The sequence below is a fragment of the Parasphingopyxis sp. genome (assembly GCF_028279465.1).
Lineage (GTDB): Bacteria > Pseudomonadota > Alphaproteobacteria > Sphingomonadales > Sphingomonadaceae > Parasphingopyxis.
Map to the genome: position 1 here is coordinate 168451 of NZ_JANQNS010000013.1, position 20202 is coordinate 188652.

Here is a 20202-nt window from a genome sequence, read left to right on the forward strand (position 1 = left end):
TCGCGCTTGCAAGTCAGTCCGTGATGATCTAGCTGACTTACTGTAATAATACAGCATGTCATAAGAGGTGATCCGCGATGTCCATTCTGCGCCACGCCGCGTTCGGCCTTGCCGTTCTGGCGACGCCGATAGTGCCCGTCTTCGCAACCGTGCCAACACAAACGACCGAACCGGCTGCGATTCTCTCTGCTGCCGAACTACGGGCCGATCTCGATACATGGCTCGAATGGACGCGCGACACGCATCCGGACCTCGCGCACTCGGTTGAGCCAGGTGCCCTGGAGGCGGCCGCAAGCGCGCTGGCTGACGATCTTCCCGAAACCGTGACGCGCGCCGAAGCGTGGCGGCGGCTCGCCACACTCAATCCGCTATTGAACGATGCGCATATGGGTCTCGTGGTGCCCGAGCCGCCCGCCCTGCCGGACGGGACTGCCACGATGACTATCGCGATAGAGGACGGCGCGCTTCGCGTGGTGGAAGGGGCGGATATCCTGCCCGACGGCAGTGTGATCGGGGCGGTCAACGGCCGCACTTGGGCCGAACTCCTGGGCACCTTGCGTCCACTTGTGCGCGGCGAAAGCGACCGGCTGCGCGAACATATTATCGAATTGAGACTGCGGCACTATCTGGCTCTCGCACTGGATGGCGAACCGATCGACCGGCTCGATTATGTCGCGCCCGACGGTACGGCGGGGCAGGTTGTGATTGAAACTCCGATCGGCTTTTCGACCACCGAAACGGGAGACTTCGCGCTGAGCTGGCGCGATAGTGCGGCGATCCTCTCGGTTCCGAGTTTTGACCGCGATCGTGAGGAGGAGTTCGCCGTATTCCTGGCGGATGCGTTTGCAGAAATAGCAGCGCGGGGTGCCGATCATCTGGTTATCGATCTGCGCACGAACGGCGGCGGTGCCCATGATTTGTCGGACCGGCTCATGGCCTATCTGACGGATCGCCCCTATTCGGCAATATCGGCGGTGACGGCGCGCATAACCGCTGAAAATCAGGCGCTTATTCCCGGCAGCACAATCGGTCAGATCGTCTCGGTTCCATTTCAGCAGACGGTTTCGCCGCCTGAGGATATGGAGAACCGTTATTCGGGCCCGGTTACCATCATGATCGGCCCAGCCACGTACTCACAAGCCATCGTTTTTGCCGCAACAGCGCGGGACCATGAAGTGGCAAGGCTTACCGGACAGCCCACCGCCGGGCCGGCCAATCAGACCGGCCAAGTTCAAAGTCACAGGCTGCCGCATTCGGGCTTTACCGTCCGCGCGCCGCTTTACGTTCTGTATCGGGCTTCTGGGGATCCCAGCCGCGCGCCGCTGATGCCCGATATCGTCATTCCGGCCGATGCCGATGATCCCATCGGCGCTGTTCTGGCAGTACCGGAATAGCATGGCGCGTTCGGCCTAGGCCGTCCCGATCACGAAGAGCAGATAGCCGGCGAGGAAGAGGCCCGAGGCGAAGGTGCCGAATGCGCCGATGACACGGGCCGCGATAAATATCTTGCTGCCGTCCTCGCCGTGCGAGCCCGTCAGCGAACCGAAGGCGAAGGCGTGCGACAGGCGCGCGACGACAAAGGCGCCGCCGACTATCGTCAGCACCTGCGGCGATCCGCCGACCAGTTCGGCAAGCGCTAGCACGACGAGGAAGAGCGCGGCATTCTCAGCCAGGTTGCCGTGACGGCGGACCTTGCGTTCAAGGTCCTTGTCGTCACCCATGCCGACGCCCGTATTGGTCTGCACCCGGTGCATGCCGACGAGGATCATGAAGATGAGCTGCAGGATTAGAATGATGGCAGCGACGCTGGCGGAGATGACGGGCAGGGGCATGAGCATCCTTTCGGATCGAAGTTGACGCGTAACGGGTCGAGACTTAGTGGTGCAATAATTTCACGTCCAAGGCAAAATATGCACCATAGTGTTGCATAGATTAGCCAGTAGAGAGAGCGGTGATGCCGTGGCGCGTATTGCACATCCGGATTGGGAAGGGATCAAGACCTTCAAGGCCGTGATGGCGGCGGGCACGGTGCGCAAGGCGGCCGGCGAACTCGGCGTACATCATTCCACCGTCAGCCGCCGAATAGAGGCGCTCGAACATTGCCTGAAGGTGCGCTTGTTCGATCGCCGCCCGGAAGGCTATGCGCCGACCCAGGCGGGTGAGGAACTGGCGGCCGTGGCGGGTGATTTCGGCGATGCGATCGACGATATCATGCGGCGCATGGCCGGACAGGACGATGTGCTCCCGGGCAAATTGACCGTGACCATGGTCGAGCCGCTGGCCAGCGCGATCTTCGCCCCGCGCCTGGCGGAATTCAGCGATCGTCATCCCGGGCTCGAGCTCGATATTCTCGTCACCTATGCGGAGCTGGACGTGGCGCGGCGGGAGGCGGATATCGCGATACGGATGAATAACGATCCGCCCGAAACATTGGTCGGGAAACGCTATTTTCCCTATTATTGGACCGTGTACGCCGCACCTGCCTATCTGGAGTGCCATGACCTTGTCCGCGAGCCGGAGACAGGCCGATGGCTGGGCTGGGGTGATAGCGAGGACCGCTATCCGGAATGGACGAAAAAGACGGAATTCGCGCGCGTTCCGGTCTGGGGTGCATTTGATGGGCCGGCCCTGCAGATTGCTGCCGCCGAAGCTGGGCTGGGCCTCGCAATGCTGCCCTGCATGATGGGCGATATGGCTACCGGGCTCGTTCGCGCGACGAACCGTAAGCCTGAGCCGGGGCGGGATATCTGGGTGCTGACGCATAACGATCTGCGCCGGACCGCCCGGGTGCGCGCTTTCATGGACTTCGCCGACGTCGTGATCCGCGACAATCGGGCGCTGTTGACCGGCGAACGTCGGGACTAGCCAGGGCTATTCTTCGGTTTCGGCCTGCGGTTCGGGCTCGGCGGCCTGGATGGCCGCTTCATATTCGGCCTGGGCCTCATCGAGCGCCGCTGCCGCTTCGTCGAGCTGACGCTCCTCCGCGCCGGTGAGACCGGTTTCGTCCTCGGCACCTGCGGAGCAAGCCGTCAGGACCAAGGCGCCCGTAACAAGCGCGGCCGCAATCCCTTTTGAACGTGCCATTCGCCATTCTCCCCCCGATGATCGATCGGACACTTCCGGCACCTATACAGAAAAGGCCGCGCTCCGATGCGGGGCGCGGCCTTCGCTGATAATCGACTATTGCCGGGCCTTATTCGGCCGGTGCTTCTTCGCCTTCGTCGCCGCTCATGGCGTCGTCAGCGGCAGCTTCCACCTCGTCGGCCATAGCATCCATTTCAGCCATCGCGTCGTCGGCGGCCGCTTCCATGTCGGCGGCAGCTTCTTCGGCAGCGGCTTCAACGTCCGCGGCCGCTTCTTCCGCGGCGTCCGTGGCGTCGCTGGCGGCTTCCTCGGCGGCGGTGCAGGCCATCAGGCCGAGCGAAGCGGCTACAGCCATTGGCAGTGCAAAAGTCTTCTTCATGGGTCTACTCTCCCAGAGTTTAACATATTGAGCGTAAAATGACTTTGGCTGTGGAGAGCATGCCTCCCCGCAACCCGTCGCCGCGCTTGTACCGTTCATGGGCGGTTAATGCAATATTGAGGTGTTTTGCACGCTATTCGGGCGGATCGGGAACTGCCGGTTCCATCCCGTCCATGTCTTCCATCTCTTCCATATCCTCGATCGCGGCTTCGAACGCGGCGTCTTCGCTATCGCTCAGATCCTCGCCATCGCCCGCGAACCCGGCCGTATCATAGTTCAGAATGACGGCCTCACGCTGCTCGAAATAGGCCGCGCGCGCCGCCGCATAGGGGTCCGCGCTGCTCTCGAGAAAGTCGTCCACGCCAGCCTCGATCAGTTCGGATCGGGTATTGACGATGCCCATGCCCCGGATCGCCCATTGCTCGGTGGTCGTCAGGTTGAGACCGCGGTCGAAAAAGATCTGCACGGGGTTGGCGATGAAATCGACGATCGTGCCGACCGTGTCGCGCTGGGTCGACGGACCGAGTATCGGGTTCATGACATAGCCGCCATCGCCGACTCCCCAGACCGCGAGCGTCTGCCCGAAATCCTCGGGTGCCGGCGCAATGCCGAGATCGGTGGCATGATCCGCCAGCCCGCCCACGCCGATCGTCGAATTGATGATGAACCGCCCGAGATTGCGCAGCGCCCGGCCGGGCCGACCCTGCAGCAGATTGTTGATGAAAGACCAGGGCTCGGTCAGATTGCGGAAGACGTTGGAGAGACCGCGCCGTGCCGGTTGCGGCGTTATCGCGCGATACACTTCGGTGACCGGGCGGACCGCCACATCGTCGATCGCCTGATTGGCGGCCCACATATCGCGGTTGAATTCCTCGTGCGGATCGCGGTCCGCCATGCCGTTCGGTCCGGCCATTGTCGTCGCGCAGGCGCCCAAAAACAGCATGAGCAGCAATGCGGTCAACAGTCTACGCAAGATACTCGTCCCCCGGAGTCGGCCAGTGCGGGCAGCAGAAATGCCCGCGTGCTGCGGATGTGTCGAGTCATTTTGAGCGCGCAGATGATTGTCTATGGTGTCAGCCCTGCGCTATGTGCGGCAGCGCTATGGCTCTGTCATCTAATGGTTTAATCGCGCTTTCGCTGATCTTCGCTGCAATTTCGCCCCCATCAATTGCGATGGCGCAGGAACCTCAATCAGCGGAAGGGGAAGTTGGTTCTGCGATTCCGGACGAAATCCCGACCAGCGCATTCGGCGCCCGCTCGGAACTAAGCGGCGCGCAATTATCCCCCGATGGCAGCAAATTTGCCCTGATCGTGACCCGGGATGAGGCAACCTATATCAGCGTCTACGACGCTGATACTCATGAGCTGGCGAGCGGCTTGAACCTTGGCAGCGAACTGGATTTCAACTGGTTCCGCTGGGCTGGTAGCAACCGCATCCTGTTTTCGATGACAGGCCGCCACCGGCAAGATCTTTACAGTTTCTCCCGACTCTACTCTCTCAATACCGAAACCCATGTCATGTACCCGTTGATCGGTCGGCACATGGCGCTCAATGGTGACGATATCGTCCATATTGATCCGGACGGAAACTATGTGCTGGCCAGCTTTGCCACGCGATCCCGCCGGCCTCCGGCAGTATGGCGGTTCGACCTTACGGGCGACGAACGACCCGAGCCTGTGTTGGTCCAGCCGGCGCGCAGCAACATTTTCGGTTACATCGCCGATGACACAGGCGTCCTCCGGATTGCGCTGCACCTGTCATATGGCGGTCGTGTTCGAATGCGCTATCGGAGCGATGGCAACGGCGATTGGGACACCGTCGCCCGGGCGCGCCTCGATGATAATGATACGTTGGACCTTTGGGATTTTATGGGCCTGAGAGCGGGAAGCGACCAGGGCTTTTCAATCGGCGTGCCTGACGGTGGAGAGCGCAGGGTATTGATGGAGTTTGATTTTGCCACCGGCGAACCAGGCGACATCGTTTTCCAGTCTTCCGAGGAGGATGTGTCGACGGTTCTCTTTGACGAACAGCGGAACCCGATCGCCATTGCATATGCGGGCGAGACGTTTCGACGCGAATGGCTCGATCCCGAAATCCAGGAATGGCGTCGCCAGCTGAGCGCCGCGTTGCCGCAGAGCCGCGTGTGGATCCTGGATATCACGGAAGATCGGAGCCGGATGCTGGTCCTTCAGGAAGGCCCGACGGATCCGGGTGCTCTTTATGTTTTCACACCGAGCGAAGGCCGACTCGATCTGTTTGCCGAATATCGCCCGCAGGTACCGCGGACATTGTTGTCCGAGCCGAGTCCCATCCGGTACGATGCCCGCGACGGCACATCGATTCATGGATATCTGACCCTGCCTGTCGGCCGCCCTGGTGAAAATCTGCCGCTGATCGTCCATCCGCATGGCGGCCCGTTCGGAATTCGCGACACCGATCAATATAGTGACATGGTCCAGCTGCTGGCCAATCGCGGCTATGCGGTGATCCAGCCCAATTTCCGTGGTTCCGGGGGCTATGGCGAAAGCTTCGAACTTCTCGGCAATGGTCAGATCGGCCGCGCGATGCAGGACGATCTCGACGATGCCGTCGCGTATCTTGTCGAGCAGGGAATAGTCGACCCGGACCGGGTCTGCATCGTCGGATCCAGCTACGGAGGTTTCGCCGCTGTCTGGGGTGCGATCCGCAATCCCGAAATCTATCGCTGTGCCGTCAGCTTTGCCGGTGTGATGCATTTCGAGCGGCAGTTGCAGCACGACCGCAACTTCCTCTTCCGCCGCAATCGCGGTCGGCATTGGGATCGTGTGGATGGGGATCAGACCAATTTCGATCTGGATGATATCTCCCCTGCGGTGCAGGTCGAGCGTCTCACTAGGCCAGTTCTCCTTGTCCACGGCGAAGAAGATAACCGGGTGCCTTTCAATCAGTATGAGTTGATGGTCGACCGCGCGGAAGATGCCGATATCGAGCTCGAGACCCTGACCTTCCCGGAATCAGGCCATGGATTTAACAGCGCTGCCGATGAAACCGCCTATTATGATGCGGTGGTCGATTTTCTCGCGCGCCACAATCCGTCCGACTGACCAGCAATTTCCAGTTTCCAGCGCTGGGGTCGGTATGTTTAAGGGGTTTTTAACCCGGAATTTGACCACATATAAGGATATCTTTATATCCTTATGAATGCGTGCCGAGCTTGAGATATTCAGAGCCCTTGCCGATCCGACCCGTTTGCGGATCGTCGCGTTGCTGCGCGCAATGGAGCTGTCCGTCGGCGAGCTGGCCCAGGTTCTCGGTCAAAGTCAGCCGCGCGTCTCCCGCCATGCGAAAATTCTCGTCGATGCCGGGCTGGCCGAACGCCGCAAGGAAGGGAGTTGGGTCTTTCTCGGGCTCGGCGATCCGGCACGCGTGCGGCCGTTATTGAACGCGATCGACGGCTGGTCGGAAGAGGGCGAGGATCACTGGATGCGCGCCGATGTTGCGCGCCTCGAAGCAGTCCGCGCCGATCGCCAGGTGGCAGCGCAAGCCTATTTCGCCGCCCATGCCGATGAATGGGATGCGATCCGCTCGCTTCATGTCGCCGAAAGCGAAGTCGAGGCCGCGATGCGCCGCGCGCTCGATACCGACGATATCGGCCGTCTTGTCGATATCGGCACGGGAACGGGGCGGATTCTCGAACTGTTCGCGGGCCGCGCCGATAGCGCGATCGGCATCGACCGGAGCCCGGAGATGCTGCGGCTGGCGCGCGCCAAGCTTGCCGAAGCCGAACTCGACACGGCCGAAATCCGCCAGGGCGACATGTACGCGCTCGCCTTGCCGGACCGGACAGCGGATACGGTGACCCTGCATCAGGTGCTGCACTATGCGCAGCAGCCGGCCGCGGCGATCGCGGAGGCCGCGCGCATACTCGATAGCGATGGGCGATTGCTGATCGTCGATTTCGCCGCCCATGAGCGCGAGGATTTGCGCAGCGAGGCGGCCCATGCACGGCTCGGTTTTTCCGACGAACAGATCGGCAAATGGTTTGCCGATGCGGGCATGGAGGGCGGCCTGTTCGAAGAGCTCGAAGGCGAGGAGCTGACGGTGAAATTATGGCTGGGGCGGCGCAAGGCCGACCGGCGGTTGAAGGTGGTGGCGGCATGAATTTGACGGTCGATCAATTGCATGAAGCGCGCCGCGCGGTCGACGATCCGCTGTTCGCGGACCTTGCCGGCGATGCGCAGATATCGTTCGAATTCTTCCCGCCCAAGACGGAGAAGATGGAAGCGACGCTGTGGGACTCGGTCAAGATGCTCGAGCCGCTCGGCCCGCGATTCGTGTCAGTCACCTATGGCGCGGGCGGCTCGACGCGCGAGCGGACCCATGCGACGGTCCGCCGGATCGTTAGGGAAACGCCGATCAAGGCGGCCGCGCACCTGACCTGTGTCGATGCCAGCAAGGCTGAGATTGAAGAGGTCATCAGCGATTATTGGGATGCGGGCGTGCGCCATATCGTCGCGCTGCGCGGCGATCCGCCGCGCAAGGGCGATACGTTCGAAACATTCCAGCCGCACCCGGACGGTTATAAGAGCGCGGCGGACCTCGTCGCGGGCATCAAGGCCTTCAAGCCGTTCGAAGTGTCCGTCGCCGCCTATCCCGAGGTCCATCCCGAAGCCGATTCAGCTCAGGCCGATCTCGACAATCTCAAGCGCAAGCTGGATGCGGGCGCCAATCGCGCGATCACGCAGTTCTTTTTCACGGCCGAGAATTTCTTCCGTTTCCGTGACGAGGCGGCCGCGGCCGGGATCGATGCGGAAATCGTGCCGGGCATATTGCCGATATCCAATGTCGCGACGACCAAGCGGATCGCCGGCATGTGCGGGGCGGCGATACCGGCCTGGATGGACCGGCTGTTCGACGGGCTCGACGCATTGCCCGCTGCGCGCCAGCTGATATCGGCGACCGTCGCCGCCGAGCTCTGCCGCAAGCTTTATGCGGGCGGGGTTCGCGAATTCCATTTCTACACGCTCAACCGGGCCGAGCTGAGTTACGCGATCTGCCATTTGCTCGGCATCCGGCCGGTTGAAGAGGATAAGACAAAGGAGACAGCGCAATGAATGCTCCGCACACCACCGCACGTGAGCGTCTGAACGAAGTCGCCAAGACCGGCATCGTCATCAAGGACGGCCCCTATGGCACCGCGATCCAGGCGGAAAAACTCACTGCTGAACAATATGCCGGCGATACCGGCCTCGCCCTGGATCAGAACGGCAACAACGATCTGGTGAATCTCACCCAACCGCAGGTGATCCGCAAGATTTGCGACAGCTATATAGCAGCAGGCGCAGTCGTACTGGCGACCAACACATTCAACGCAAACCGTATCAGCCAGGCCGATTATGGCGCTGAGCATTTGGTGCATGACATCAATCTCGCGGCGGCCAAGATCATCCGCGAGGCGTGCGACGATGCGACGGCGAAAGACGGAAAAGAGCGTTTCGTGTGCGGGGCGATGGGGCCGACCAACAAGACCCTGTCGTTGAGCCCGGATGTCGAAGATCCCGGCTATCGCGAAGTCAGTTTCGATTTTGTGAAGGACGTTTACAAGGAACAGGCTGCGGCGCTGCTTGAGGGCGGGTGCGATTTCATCCTGATCGAGACGGTGTTCGACACGCTCAACTGTAAGGCAGCGATTGTCGGTGTGAAGGAATTGGAGATTGAGCGCGGCGCTGACGTGCCGATGTTTATTTCCATGACCGTTACTGACAAGTCCGGGCGTAATCTGTCAGGCCACACGGTCGAGGCGTTCTGGAACACGGTGCGCCACGCGAAGCCCGCCGCGATGGGTCTCAATTGCAGCTTTGGCGCCGAACAATTGCGCCCGCATGTGCAGACACTCTCTGAGACGGCCGATACGCTGTTATTCGCATATCCCAACGCCGGATTGCCTAACGATCTGGGCGAATATGATGAACCGCCGGAGACCACGGCCGAGTTCGTTTCAGCCTGGGCTCGCGAAGGCTTTGTCAACATTCTGGGCGGATGCTGCGGAACCACCCCTGATCATATCGCTGCAATCGCCGAGGCGGTAAGCGGGGTCGAACCACGCACCAGCAAGAAAGCGGACCCGGCCATGCGCCTGGCGGGTCTCGATCCTTTCAAGATTGCGAGCTGATAACCTCGCCCTGTTCATGCCAAGCCTGTCGAAACTCAGTTTTTTCGCCGACCCAACGCAAGAAGTGAGGCGCAGGCCCATTCGACTGTGGTCTGGACAGATTTCGACACGATCAGGGTGCGTAGATCGAAAGACCAGATTGTGACTACCCAAGCAGCCTCGACCTTCATCAATATCGGTGAGCGCACCAATGTGACCGGCAGTGCCCGGTTCAAAAAGCTCATCATGGCCGACGACTATGCAACCGCTGTCGAGGTCGCGCGCCAGCAGGTCGAAAACGGGGCGCAGGTGATCGACGTCAATATGGATGAAGGGTTGCTCGACGCAGAAAAGGCGATGACGACCTTCCTCAAGCTGATCGCCGCCGAACCCGATATCGCGCGCGTACCGATCATGATCGATAGCTCGAAATGGTCGGTGATCGAGGCCGGGCTCAAATGCGTGTCGGGCAAGCCGATCGTCAATTCGATCAGCATGAAGGAGGGCGAGGAGGAGTTTCTCGCCCATGCCCGTAAATGCATGAATTATGGTGCCGCCGCCGTGGTTATGGCGTTCGACGAAACCGGGCAGGCTGATACCAAAGACCGCAAAGTCGAAATCTGCAAGCGCGCCTACGACCTTTTGGTCGCAGAGGGCTTTCCGCCTGAAGAGATCATCTTCGATCCAAACATCTTTGCGGTTGCGACCGGGATCGAGGAGCACAACCGCTATGGGCTCGACTTCATAGAAGCGGTGAAAGAGATCAAGGCACTATGTCCGCACGCCAAAACGAGCGGCGGATTATCCAATCTTTCCTTCAGCTTTCGTGGCAACGAGACCGTGCGCCGGGCGATGCATTCGGTGTTCCTGTATCATGCAATTCCCGCCGGCCTCGATATGGCGATCGTCAATGCGGGACAGCTGGATGTCTATGACACGATCGATCCTGTCCTGCGCGAGGCGTGCGAAGATGTGATCCTTATGCGCGACGTGGAGGGAGATGAAACCGCCACTGAACGGCTTATTGCGCTGGCCGAAAGCTATAAGGGCAAGTCCAAGGAAGACGACAAACAGGCCGAGGAATGGCGCGGCTGGGAAGTGGTCAAGCGGCTCGAATATGCGCTTGTCAAAGGCATTGATGCGCATGTCGTCGACGATACTGAGGAAGCGCGCCAGGCGATCTTCGATCGCGGCGGCAAGCCGATCGAGGTGATCGAAGGCCCTCTCATGGACGGCATGAACGTCGTCGGCGATCTCTTCGGCTCGGGGAAAATGTTCCTGCCGCAGGTCGTCAAATCGGCGCGCGTGATGAAGAAGGCTGTCGCCCATTTGCTGCCCTTTATCGAAGCGGAGAAAGACGAGAGCGCCAAGGGCAAGGGCACGATCATCATGGCGACGGTCAAAGGCGATGTGCACGATATCGGCAAGAATATCGTCGGCGTCGTGCTGCAGTGCAACGGCTTCGAGGTCGTCGATCTCGGTGTGATGGTGCCGTGGAGCGATATTCTCGAAGCGGCGAATGAGAATGATGCCGATATGATCGGGCTCTCCGGCCTCATCACGCCCTCGCTCGACGAGATGGTCACGGTTGCCGAGGAAATGGACCGGGCGAATATGCAGGTGCCGCTGCTGATCGGCGGCGCGACGACGAGCCGGGTGCATACGGCGCTGCGCATCGAACCGGCCTATGCGGGCCCGACCATCCATGTCCTCGATGCAAGCCGCGCCGTCGGCGTCGCCTCGACGCTCGTGTCGCAGACCCAGCGCGACCCGTTCGTCGAACAGGTCGCTAATGATTATGACGAGATCCGCACGGCGCGCGAGGGTCGGGGGGCGAGCAAGCTCGTCTCGCTGGAGGACGCGCGCGCCAACGGTTTTGAAGCCGATCTGTCGCTGAAGGCGCCGGCACCTGCGAAGCCCGGATTGCATGTCTTCGAGGATTGGGCGCTCGATGATCTGCGCAACTATATCGACTGGACGCCCTTCTTCCGCGCCTGGGAGCTGGCGGGCTCCTATCCCGCGATCCTCGACGATGAGATCGTCGGCGAAAGCGCGCGCGATCTGTTCCGCGACGGACAGGCGATGCTCGATACGATTATCGCGGAGGGTTGGCTGAAACCCCGTGCCGTCGCGGGTCTGTGGGAATGCCGCCGGGATGGGGACGATATCGTCGTGGTCGATGAGGGCCGCGAACACAGGCTGCCCATGCTCCGCCAGCAGGTACTCAAACGCTCGGGCCGCCCCAATATGTGCCTGGCGGATTTCATCGATCCGGCCGGCGACTGGATCGGCGGCTTCGCCGTGTGCGCCGGCCATGGCATCGATGATCATATCGCGCGCTTCAAGGCCGAGACCGACGATTATTCCGACATTCTCCTGAAGGCGCTGGCCGACCGGCTCGCCGAAGCCTTTGCCGAGCGTATGCATGCCCATATCCGCACGAAACTCTGGGGCTATGCGCCGGACGAGGATTTCACGAACGAAGAACTGATCCGCGAGAAATATACCGGCATCCGCCCCGCGCCCGGCTATCCGGCCTGCCCGGACCACAGCCTCAAGCCGCTGCTGTTCGAATTGCTCGGCGGCGGGTCGGGACATAATGGCCCGGCCGGGATCGAGCTGACCGAAAGCTTCGCCATGTGGCCGACGGCGGCCGTGTCCGGCTTCTATTTCGGCCATCCGCAGTCGCAATATTTTGGCGTCGCCAAGGTCGCCGAGGATCAGCTCGAGGAATATGCAGAGCGCCGCGCCGTCGATCTCGACACCGCGAGGCGCTGGCTGCGCCCGAATCTCGAAGTCTGAAAGGCGCGAAAAGAGCGTTAACGCGCCGAAAAGACGATCTTAACCACGAACATTCGGACTTTCTTAACCGCCCGACGGTCAATCATCATGGCTCTCGGGAGTATTTCCATGCGCGTTTCCCCTGTGATTATCATCGCCGTGCTTGCCGCGCTGCTCGCCCCGGCGGCCGCCTAGCGGCGCGCTGCTCCGGGCTATTTGCCCAAATTGACATGATAGCACCCATCGCCGACACCGGGCGCATGGGGGATGGACGTCTTACGCGCCTGATAGCGGCCATGACCGCGATGCTGTTTGCCGCGGCCGCGCATGCGCAGCCTGCCGAGCGCCCCAATATCGTTCTGATCGTCGCCGACGATGTCGCCTTCACCGATTTCGGCGCCTATGGCAGCGAAATAGCCACGCCCAATATCGACGCGCTCGCGCGGCGCGGGACGATCTTCTCCAATTTCCACGCGACCCCGATGTGCGCGCCCTCCCGCGCCATGCTGATGACGGGCGTGAACAGCCATCGCGCGGGGATCGGCAACCTGCCCGAAACGACGCCGGAAGAGCATCGCGGCGCACCCGCCTATCGCGGGTTGCTGGCCGAGGGCCTGCCGACGATCGCGACGCGCCTGCGATCGCGCGGCTATCGGACCTATATGACTGGCAAATGGCATCTCGGGCACACGCCGGAGACGCTACCGAGCGCGCGGGGTTTCGATAGGACGTTCATCCTCGATTCCACCGGCGCGGACAATTGGGAACACCGGCCCTATCTGCCCTATTATGATCGCGCCGAATGGTTCGCGGACGGCGAACCGGTCGATACGCTGCCCGACGATTTCTATTCGTCCGATTTTCTCGTCGATCGCATGATCGATTTTGTCGGGACGGCGGACGCGGACGCACCCTTCTTCGCCTATATCGGCTTTCTCGCGATCCACATTCCGGTGCAGGCACCGCGCGACTATACGATGCGCTATGCCGATACCTATCGCGATGGCTGGCAGGCGCATCGCGAGCGCCGCCATGCCGCGGCCGTGGAGGCGGGCCTGGTCCCGGCGAATGCGCCGCTTGGCGGGTTTCATCCGGACTTGCAGGACTGGGACGATCTGAGCGCCGAAGAGCAGGCTTGGTATGCGCGGGCGATGGCCGTGAATGCGGGCATGCTCGAAGCGATGGATCATCATCTCGGCCGGCTGATCGCGCATCTGCAAGAGATCGGCGAATATGAGAATACGATCTTCATCGTCACCTCGGACAATGGCCCGGAAGGCAATGCGCCGGGCGGCAATCTGATCATGAACGCCTGGATGTGGCTCGTCGGCTATTCGACCGATATCGAGACCATGGGAGAGCGCGGCAGCTTCGGCTATATCGGGCCCGAATGGGCAAGCGCCAATGCGTCTCCGCACAGCCTGTTCAAATTTTACGCGAACGAGGGCGGCACGCGCGTGCCGTTGATCGTCGCGGGGCCGGGCGTCGCGGCAGGTGCGATGGCGGACCAGCTTAGCCTGATCAGCGACATTCCGGCGACTATTGCGGCGTTGGCCGATGCGAATGGCGAGGGAATGACAGGTCGCAGCCTGATGCCGGTGCTGACTGGCGAGGACGCGCCCATCTATGGTCCCGAAGACAGTTTTGGGATCGAGACCGCGGGGCGCATGGCCTTCTACCGGGGCCGCTACAAGATCGTGCGCAACGGCCCGCCGCTGGGCGACAATGTCTGGCGGCTCTACGATCTCGAAACCGATCCCGGCGAAATGCGCGACCTCTCCGCCAGCGAGCCCGAGCTGTTTGCCGAAATGCAGGACGGCTATGCGCGCTGGGCCGAAGAGAATGGCGTGCTCGAAATGCCCGAGGGCTACGATCCGATCGTGACACTGATGGAGCATAGCCGTGACCCGCTCCTCCGCCGCTATTGGTGGGTGTTGGCGCTGTTGGGCGGGGTCGTCCTGTTGCCGATCGCTATTTTTCTCTATCGCCGCAGGATGCGCCGGGTGGCGTAGAAGCGACTTGCAATGTTGGAGATAGCCGCGTCTGGTCGATGCGCTCCGATAGAAAACAAGCCGGCGCGAAGGCTAAAATACCGTACGTCGAAAAAGGCCGCTACGTGCCTACTTTGTAAACTTTGTAGGAATGACAGTCCGCTGTTCGCCTATGGGCAATTCGTCTCCGCCACGCCCGGCATCAGGTCGAGGCACCGCCCGTCGATCTCGACATCCGAGATATCGAGGCCGATCAGCGAGGCCAGCGTCGGCAGGATATCGACCGTCATGACGCCGAGTGGCTGTTCGATATGTTCCGCGCCCGGCCACCAGAAGAGGATCGGGACGCGCCGGTCATAGTCCCAAACGCTGCCATGGGTCGCGACATAGGCGCCGGGAACAGGCTCGGGGATCGGCGTCACGCGCGGCTGCAGCACGACGATGAAATCGCCCGAGCGGTCCGGGTGGAAACTGGCGCGCACGCGATCGAGCACCGTCCAATGTTCGGGCGGAGCGTCGGTGACCGACTGCGCCATGATCTCGTCACGCCCGAAGACGTGATAGACCTGGCTGTGGGCGGAGATCATCGCAATCGCCCGGTCGATCACTTCGGCGCGGCGATCTTCGGGCACCGAACGGTCCACGTAAAAGTCACCGAACGGGCTGTCGGCACGCAGGATCGGCGCTTCGAGGCCGGTTTCGGCGGCGAGCCGTTCGTCGAGCGTTTCGAAGCCCGGGAGCAGGCGCGCGGCGCGCGGGGCCGCCTGTTCGGTCTGCCGCTCGGGCAGGTCGAGCCCGCCATGATCGGATGTCAGCATCACGACATAGTTGATGTTGCGCGCGTCGAGCCGGTTGAAGAAATCGCCGAGCATCGCATCGAGCGCGCTGAGCTGAACGCACATTTCGACGCCATGGGTGCCATAGGCATGGCCGATATAGTCGGTCGCCGAAAGGCCGATGGCGAGCAGGTCCGTCGTGCCCCGCTGGCCGAGCTCGAGCTCCGCGACCAAATCGGCGGCGAGCACCAGCGTCAGCAGATCGCCCTCGGGCGAGGCGAGTATCTCCCGGCCGCTCGTCGTCGGACCGCGCGAGAAGAGATGGGTGCCGACCGTATGGCCGTCGCCGATTGGGATGGCGCGGTTATAGGGCGCGCAATGCTGGGGCACCGGCAGCGGCTCGCGGCTGGAGACCGCGGCCTGTATGGCCGTTTCGTTGATCCAGCGCAGCGCGTCCGGCCGTTCGCGCCCTTCGAAGGTCGTAAAACCCGCATCGCCGGGCCAGAAGAAATGATCGGCCTCGACGCCCCCCAGCATGACCGCCGCGCGATCCTTGCCCGCCACGGACACGACCTGGCTCGCCGCGTCCACGCGCTGGATGAGATCCCCGAGCGTCGGCACGAGGAGGAAATTCGTCGACACCGTATAGTCGTCGGACGAGGAGCCTTGGACGCTCGGGTCTTCGGAACAATAGACCCGCGTATCCTCGCGCGTGACGCTCATATCGTACCAGCGATTGGCGACCACGCCCGTCCGCCCCGGATGCGATCCCGTCAGGATTGTCGAATGACCGGGGCAGGTTTCGGTTGCCGCATGCGCCTGATAGCCGGACGGGAAGACCGCGCCCTGGAGCAGCCGCGCAAAACCGCCCGTGAAATTCTGGCGGTGCTGAGCGAAGAGATCGGCGCTGAGCTGGTCGACCGAAATCGCCACGATCAGTTGCGGGGTTTCCGACTCGGCGGTCGCCGCGCCCGCGTCATCCTGCGCGAAGGCCGCGAACGGCAGGGAAAGCGCTGTAACCAGCGTGGCGATATGGGCGAATTTCATCGGACGACCCCTTGATAGTGCATGGCACGTTTCGCGTTGCTATAGCGCGCTCGCGAAGGAGCAAACAGGTGCGATTTTCCGCTTTGCAGACCATATACGGCCTCGTCGCCGCATTTTTCTGCCTGCTGCCCGCGGTCGCGCCTGCGCAGGTGCCGCGCGAAAATGCGATTCAGGCCGATCTGCTGGCCGAAACCGATGTGCCCACGCCCGGCCAGACCTTCACGATTGCGATCCGCATGCGGCCGGATGAGGGGTGGCATGGCTATTGGCTGAACCCGGGCGAGGCGGGGCTGCCGAACCGGTTCGACTGGACATTGCCGGACGGCGTGAGCGTCGGAGAATTGCGTTATCCGGTGCCCGAGCGACTCTCGATCAGCGGCATCATGAATTACATCTATTACGGCGAATATGCGATGCTCGTCGATGTGACGCTGGACGAAAACGTCGCGCCGGGTACCGCGCTGCCGCTGCGCGCCGAGGGCCAGTGGCTCGCCTGTACGGACGAAATATGCGTGCCCGAAGACGGCCCGCTCGCGATCGATCTTGTCACGGGTTCGGGCGCGGTCACCGATACCGCTGTGTTCGATGCGTATCGCGCGACCATGCCGCGGCCGCTGGGCAGCGAAGCTACGTTCGAAGTGGTTGGCGATACACTGCGGCTCGGCATTCCTTTTCCGGCGGCCGCGTCCGTTTCCGGGCCCTATTTCTTCTCCGAGACCGACCGAGTGCTCGATTACAGCGCCGAGCAGCGCATCTCGCGCAATGGCGATATGCTGATCGTCGAAGTGCCAGCAGAGAATGATGCCGCCGAAGCAGAGCGGATTACCGGCCTGATCAAGATCGGCGAGCATGACGGGCTGATGCTCGCGGCCGTGCCTGGCGCCGTGCCAGCAGCCGGCGAGCCGATATCGGGCGAACCGGCGGACAGTTCGACCATGAGCGCCGACATCGGCACCGTTCTCCTCGCGCTGGGCGGCGCGATCCTTGGCGGCCTGTTGCTCAACATCATGCCCTGCGTTTTTCCGATCCTTAGCCTCAAGGCATTGAGCCTCGCCAAGGCTGGGGGCGAAGAGCGCGCGGTGCGCCGCGATGCGCTGGCCTATACAGCGGGCGTTATCATCGTCTGCCTCGGGCTGGGTGCAGCACTCCTTGGGCTGCGCGCGGGCGGGGCGGCAGCCGGCTGGGCATTTCAATTACAAGACCCCCGCATGATCCTCTTCCTGCTCCTGCTGGTGACGGCGATCGCGCTCAACCTTGCCGGGCTGTTCGAAGTGCCGAGCCTGTCGGGCGGCGGGCGCTTTGCCGACAAGGATGGCGCGGCCGGCTCCTTCTTCACCGGCGCGCTGGCGGCGTTCGTGGCGACGCCCTGCACCGGTCCCTTCATGGCGGCGGCGCTCGGTGCGGCGCTTGTGGTGCCGACCGCGGTGGCACTTGCCATATTCGCCGGGCTCGGCCTCGGCCTGGCCTTGCCGTTTCTCCTGCTCGCCTATGTACCGGCTCTGCGCGCCAAACTGCCCAAGCCCGGCCCGTGGATGGAGCGGTTCCGGCACATCATGGCCGTTCCGATGTTCCTGACGGCGTTGGCGCTCGGCTGGATTCTCGGCCGTCAAACGGGTGTCAACGGTATGACGCTCGGCATCGCCGCGGCGCTCGGCATTGCGCTCATGCTGTGGTGGGCGGGTAACCGGCAGGTGGCGGGCAAGCGCGCCTGGTTGCCGGTTATCCCCGCGCTGATTGTCGTACTGGCCGCGCTCGCTGTCGTGCCGCCCTCCGCGCCCGCCAGCGCCGCGCAAGCAGAGAGCGGCGTCCTCGATGCGGAGATGTTCACCGAAGCGCGGCTCGCGGAATTACGCGGCGAGGGCCGCCCCGTCTTCGTCTATTTCACGGCCGACTGGTGCATCACTTGTAAGGCCAACGAGGCCGGCGCGCTGAGCCGTGCAGCCGTTGCCGAGCATTTCGAGGCGCAGAATATCGCCGTCCTCGTCGGCGACTGGACGACCGGCGATCCCGTGATCGGGCGCTTCATCGAAAGCCATGGCCGCTCGGGCGTGCCGCTCTATCTGTTCTACGGCCCGACGGGTGAGCCCGAGATACTGCCGCAGATCTTGACAGTCGGCATGCTGACGGAGCTTTCAGCTTGAGATTCGCGTCATTCCGGACTTGATCCGGAATCCAGAGCCAAAAACGCTATCGCTTACCGTCCTGGACCCCGGATCAAGTCCGGGGTGGCGATCATGTGTTTGGCAACCTATCGCCCGATATCCTCATCCGCGCTGATCATCGGGCCGACTGGCGCGTCCATCGGCGGCGCATCGGCCGCGCCGCGTACCCAGGTGCGTTCGCCGCCGATCCAGGTCTCCGCAACTTGCGTCGCGCGGATTTCGGCCGGTGTCGCGTCGAAAATGTCGCGGTCGAGGATCAGGAAATCGGCATAGAGCCCTTCGCCGAGCCGCCCGATCTGGTCTTCCGCGAAACCGGCAAAGGCCGCGTCGGTGGTGAAAGCGGCGAAGGCCTGTTGCAGCGAGACGCGCTCATGCGCCTGCCAGCCGCCGGGCGGTTGACCGCTCGCATCTTCGCGGCTGATCGCCACGGCCAGGCCCGGAAACGGGTTGGGGCTCTCGACCGGAAAATCGCTGCCAAAGGCGAGGCGCGATCCGACGCGGAGCATCGAATTCCACGCATAGGCGCCGGCCAGCCGGTTCGGCCCGAGCCGCGCTTCGGCCATCAGCCGGTCGGACGTCTGGTGTACGGGCTGCATCGAAGCGATGATCCCGTGCCGGCCGAAGCGGGGCAGGTCCGCGGGATCGACGACCTGCGCATGTTCGATCCGCCACCGCCGGTCGTCAGTATAGCGGGTCGCCAGTTCCTCGATCGCGCCCAGCGCCTCGCGGTTCGCGCCGTCGCCGATCGCGTGGATTGCCGCCTGGAACCGGTCGAGCGACAGCCGGCTGAGACGATTGCGGAGCGCGATCCCGTCGATCAGCGCGAGGCCGGTTTCGCCGGGCGCGTCGGCATAGGGCGCGTTCAGCAGCGCGCCGCGCGAGCCGAGCGCGCCATCGGCAAAAATCTTCAAGCCCACCATGCGCAGCCGCCCGTCATAGAGCCAGGGCGTCTTCGCATCGCCGGCGATATCGAGCAGCGTTTCCAATGCGTTAGCGTAGGAAATCACGCGGATTTGCAGGCGGTCGCGATCGCCGGCGCGGCGCAGCACGTCCCAATCGTCGGCGCTTGTGCCCATATCGTGCATCGTCGTGATGCCGTAGCTGAGGAGCAAATCCTGCGCCTCGCGCAGCGCCATATCGCGCACGGGCGGCTCCGGAGTCGGGATCGCATCTTCGACCAGCGCCATGGCCGCGTCGATAAAGACGCCGTTCGGCTGGCGGCCATCGCGCTCGATCCGCCCGCCCGCTGGCGATTGCGACGATGCGCCGACGCCCGCCTGCGCCATAGCCATGCTATTCGCGACCCCGGCATGCCCATCGACGCGCACGAGCCAGACTGGGCGGTCCGCGACGGCGGCATCGAGATCGGCGGCGGTGGGAAAGCGCCCAAGCCCCCAACGCTCTTCGTTCCAGCCGCGGCCGACAACCCAACGCAGCGTCGGGTTCTCTGCGCTATATTGGGCGAGCCGCGCCATCGCGTCTTCGAGGCTCGTCGTATCGGACAGATCGAGCTGGATCGCGCTAAAACCGAGGCCCATCAGATGGCCATGTGCGTCGATCAGGCCGGGAATGACCGTCTGGCCACGGGCGTCGTGCCGGAAGTCGACTTCGCGCGGGCGGTCGTCATTGCGGCGCAGGAGCTGTGTGACGCGCCCGGTTTCGACGTCGAAGAGCAGGCCGGTGAAACGCACGAGATTGCCGTCTTCGTTGAGCGTATAGCCATTTGCATTGTCGATCAGCGCATCGGCCTGCGCCGGGGCGGGCAGGAGGAGGGCGGCTAACGCCGTGAAACACGCCGCCACCCATCCCGTTATTAGCCCTGAGCGTGTCGAAGGGCGCTTCTCAGCCGGA

15 protein-coding genes are annotated in these 20202 nt (G+C 62.7%); 9 read left to right on the forward strand and 6 right to left on the reverse strand.

Annotation, left to right across the window (positions count from 1 at the left end):
• Nucleotides 1-77 precede the first annotated feature (77 nt).
• Entirely contained in the window at nucleotides 78-1394 is a 1317-nt protein-coding gene (locus tag Q0974_RS07475; protein WP_299324435.1) for a S41 family peptidase, read from the forward strand.
• 15 nt (nucleotides 1395-1409) lie between these two features.
• On the opposite strand, the gene Q0974_RS07480 is transcribed toward Q0974_RS07475, so the two are convergent.
• The gene (locus Q0974_RS07480) at nucleotides 1410-1832 is read right to left on the reverse strand and encodes an MAPEG family protein (RefSeq protein ID WP_299324438.1); all 423 of its coding nucleotides are present in this window, start codon (nucleotides 1830-1832) and stop codon (nucleotides 1410-1412) included.
• Between the two features lie 127 nt (nucleotides 1833-1959).
• On the opposite strand from Q0974_RS07480, the gene Q0974_RS07485 reads away from it, so the two are divergent.
• Nucleotides 1960-2865 (forward strand): LysR family transcriptional regulator, encoded by a 906-nt coding sequence (locus tag Q0974_RS07485; protein WP_299324440.1) that lies wholly within the window; start codon nucleotides 1960-1962, stop codon nucleotides 2863-2865.
• Between the two features lie 6 nt (nucleotides 2866-2871).
• Here the strand turns inward: Q0974_RS07485 and Q0974_RS07490 are convergent, their stop codons facing one another.
• The 3 genes from Q0974_RS07490 to Q0974_RS07500 all read right to left on the reverse strand — a co-directional run bounded on the left by Q0974_RS07490 (nucleotide 2872) and on the right by Q0974_RS07500 (nucleotide 4436).
• Nucleotides 2872-3084: a hypothetical protein gene (locus Q0974_RS07490; RefSeq protein ID WP_299324443.1), complete on the reverse strand. Its 213-nt coding sequence runs from the start codon at nucleotides 3082-3084 to the stop codon at nucleotides 2872-2874.
• A 109-nt stretch (nucleotides 3085-3193) separates the two neighbouring features.
• Nucleotides 3194-3463 carry a hypothetical protein gene (locus Q0974_RS07495; protein WP_299324445.1) on the reverse strand — a complete coding sequence of 90 codons (270 nt, stop codon included), beginning with the start codon at nucleotides 3461-3463 and terminating at the stop codon, nucleotides 3194-3196.
• Nucleotides 3464-3596: 133 nt separating this feature from the next.
• The gene (locus Q0974_RS07500; protein WP_299324448.1) at nucleotides 3597-4436 is read right to left on the reverse strand and encodes a VacJ family lipoprotein; all 840 of its coding nucleotides are present in this window, start codon (nucleotides 4434-4436) and stop codon (nucleotides 3597-3599) included.
• Between the two features lie 200 nt (nucleotides 4437-4636).
• Here Q0974_RS07500 and Q0974_RS07505 point away from each other — a divergent pair, with 200 nt between their 5' ends.
• The 6 genes from Q0974_RS07505 to Q0974_RS07530 all read left to right on the forward strand — a co-directional run bounded on the left by Q0974_RS07505 (nucleotide 4637) and on the right by Q0974_RS07530 (nucleotide 14387).
• Nucleotides 4637-6547, forward strand: coding sequence for an alpha/beta fold hydrolase (locus Q0974_RS07505; protein WP_299324450.1), 1911 nt, complete (start codon nucleotides 4637-4639; stop codon nucleotides 6545-6547).
• 97 nt (nucleotides 6548-6644) lie between these two features.
• Entirely contained in the window at nucleotides 6645-7604 is a 960-nt protein-coding gene (locus tag Q0974_RS07510) for a metalloregulator ArsR/SmtB family transcription factor (protein WP_299324454.1), read from the forward strand.
• A complete protein-coding gene (gene metF, locus Q0974_RS07515; protein WP_299324457.1) occupies nucleotides 7601-8557 on the forward strand; it encodes a methylenetetrahydrofolate reductase in 957 nt (318 codons plus the stop codon). The genes Q0974_RS07510 and metF overlap by 4 nt, the downstream gene beginning before the upstream one ends.
• Nucleotides 8554-9615: a homocysteine S-methyltransferase family protein gene (locus Q0974_RS07520; RefSeq protein ID WP_299324459.1), complete on the forward strand. Its 1062-nt coding sequence runs from the start codon at nucleotides 8554-8556 to the stop codon at nucleotides 9613-9615. Before metF ends, Q0974_RS07520 begins: the two co-directional genes overlap by 4 nt.
• 141 nt (nucleotides 9616-9756) lie before the next feature.
• The gene (gene metH / locus Q0974_RS07525; protein WP_299324461.1) at nucleotides 9757-12396 is read left to right on the forward strand and encodes a methionine synthase; all 2640 of its coding nucleotides are present in this window, start codon (nucleotides 9757-9759) and stop codon (nucleotides 12394-12396) included.
• Between the two features lie 209 nt (nucleotides 12397-12605).
• The gene (locus Q0974_RS07530) at nucleotides 12606-14387 is read left to right on the forward strand and encodes an arylsulfatase (protein ID WP_299324463.1); all 1782 of its coding nucleotides are present in this window, start codon (nucleotides 12606-12608) and stop codon (nucleotides 14385-14387) included.
• Between the two features lie 149 nt (nucleotides 14388-14536).
• Here the strand turns inward: Q0974_RS07530 and Q0974_RS07535 are convergent, their stop codons facing one another.
• Nucleotides 14537-16189 (reverse strand): alkaline phosphatase family protein, encoded by a 1653-nt coding sequence (locus Q0974_RS07535; RefSeq protein WP_299324466.1) that lies wholly within the window; start codon nucleotides 16187-16189, stop codon nucleotides 14537-14539.
• A 68-nt stretch (nucleotides 16190-16257) separates the two neighbouring features.
• Between Q0974_RS07535 and Q0974_RS07540 the strand changes: the two genes are divergently transcribed.
• A complete protein-coding gene (locus tag Q0974_RS07540; RefSeq protein ID WP_299324468.1) occupies nucleotides 16258-18330 on the forward strand; it encodes a protein-disulfide reductase DsbD domain-containing protein in 2073 nt (690 codons plus the stop codon).
• A 107-nt stretch (nucleotides 18331-18437) separates the two neighbouring features.
• Here Q0974_RS07540 and Q0974_RS07545 read toward each other — a convergent pair whose 3' ends face one another.
• Complete coding sequence (locus Q0974_RS07545; protein ID WP_299324471.1) at nucleotides 18438-20153, reverse strand: amidohydrolase family protein; 1716 nt, start codon at nucleotides 20151-20153, stop codon at nucleotides 18438-18440.
• Nucleotides 20154-20202: the final 49 nt, after the last annotated feature.